The organism is Lentilactobacillus sunkii DSM 19904, from assembly GCF_001435575.1.
Taxonomy (GTDB): Bacteria; Bacillota; Bacilli; order Lactobacillales; family Lactobacillaceae; genus Lentilactobacillus; species Lentilactobacillus sunkii.
This window is the reverse complement of record NZ_AZEA01000056.1, coordinates 1-1,723: the sequence shown is the minus strand read 5'-3', so window position 1 is coordinate 1,723 and position 1,723 is coordinate 1. Positions and strand designations below refer to the sequence as shown.

1 rRNA gene is annotated in these 1,723 nt (G+C 50.0%); it reads right to left on the bottom strand.

Features of this window, described 5'->3' with window-relative positions:
• Positions 1-66: 66 nt before the first annotated feature.
• A 16S ribosomal RNA gene (locus tag FD17_RS12855) occupies positions 67-1,641 on the bottom strand.
• Positions 1,642-1,723: the final 82 nt, after the last annotated feature.

Below are 1,723 nucleotides of genomic sequence, written 5' to 3'. Positions count from 1 at the left end.
TTGAGAGTAGACCTCTCAAAACTAAACAAAACTTTCGACAATGTGCAGGATTCCGTTTTTCCTTAGAAAGGAGGTGATCCAGCCGCAGGTTCTCCTACGGCTACCTTGTTACGACTTCACCCTAATCATCTGTCCCACCTTAGACGGCTGGTCCCCGAAGGTTACCTCACCGGCTTTGGGTGTTACAAACTCTCATGGTGTGACGGGCGGTGTGTACAAGGCCCGGGAACGTATTCACCGTGGCATGCTGATCCACGATTACTAGCGATTCCAACTTCATGTAGGCGAGTTGCAGCCTACAATCCGAACTGAGAACGGCTTTAAGAGATTAGCTTGACCTCGCGGTTTCGCGACTCGTTGTACCGTCCATTGTAGCACGTGTGTAGCCCAGGTCATAAGGGGCATGATGATTTGACGTCATCCCCACCTTCCTCCGGTTTGTCACCGGCAGTCTTGCTAGAGTGCCCAACTGAATGCTGGCAACTAACAATAAGGGTTGCGCTCGTTGCGGGACTTAACCCAACATCTCACGACACGAGCTGACGACAACCATGCACCACCTGTCATTCTGTCCCCGAAGGGAACGCCTAATCTCTTAGGTTGGCAGAAGATGTCAAGACCTGGTAAGGTTCTTCGCGTAGCATCGAATTAAACCACATGCTCCACCGCTTGTGCGGGCCCCCGTCAATTCCTTTGAGTTTCAACCTTGCGGTCGTACTCCCCAGGCGGAGTGCTTAATGCGTTAGCTGCAGCACTGAAGGGCGGAAACCCTCCAACACTTAGCACTCATCGTTTACGGCATGGACTACCAGGGTATCTAATCCTGTTCGCTACCCATGCTTTCGAGCCTCAGCGTCAGTTACAGACCAGACAGCCGCCTTCGCCACTGGTGTTCTTCCATATATCTACGCATTTCACCGCTACACATGGAGTTCCACTGTCCTCTTCTGCACTCAAGTCTCCTGGTTTCCGATGCACTTCTCCGGTTAAGCCGAAGGCTTTCACATCAGACCTAAGAAACCGCCTGCGCTCGCTTTACGCCCAATAAATCCGGACAACGCTTGCCACCTACGTATTACCGCGGCTGCTGGCACGTAGTTAGCCGTGGCTTTCTGGTTGGATACCGTCAAGATGTCAACAGTTACTCTGACACCTGTTCTTCTCCAACAACAGAGTTTTACGAGCCGAAACCCTTCATCACTCACGCGGCGTTGCTCCATCAGACTTTCGTCCATTGTGGAAGATTCCCTACTGCTGCCTCCCGTAGGAGTTTGGGCCGTGTCTCAGTCCCAATGTGGCCGATTACCCTCTCAGGTCGGCTACGTATCATTGCCTTGGTAGGCCGTTACCTTACCAACAAGCTAATACGCCGCGGGTCCATCCTAAAGTGACAGCCGAAACCATCTTTTAAACCAAAACCATGTGGTTTTGGTTGTTATACGGTATTAGCACCTGTTTCCAAGTGTTATCCCCTACTTCAAGGGCAGGTTACCCACGTGTTACTCACCAGTTCGCCACTCGTCTCAATGTTAAATCATTCAAGTGCAAGCACCTGAAATCAATAACCAAGACGCGTTCGACTTGCATGTATTAGGCACGCCGCCAGCGTTCGTCCTGAGCCAGGATCAAACTCTCATCTTAAAATACTTTTTAAAATGATAAGCCTGTTATAGCTCATGATTTAAATTTATTATTTGTTTTACGAATTGACTTCGCAAATGTT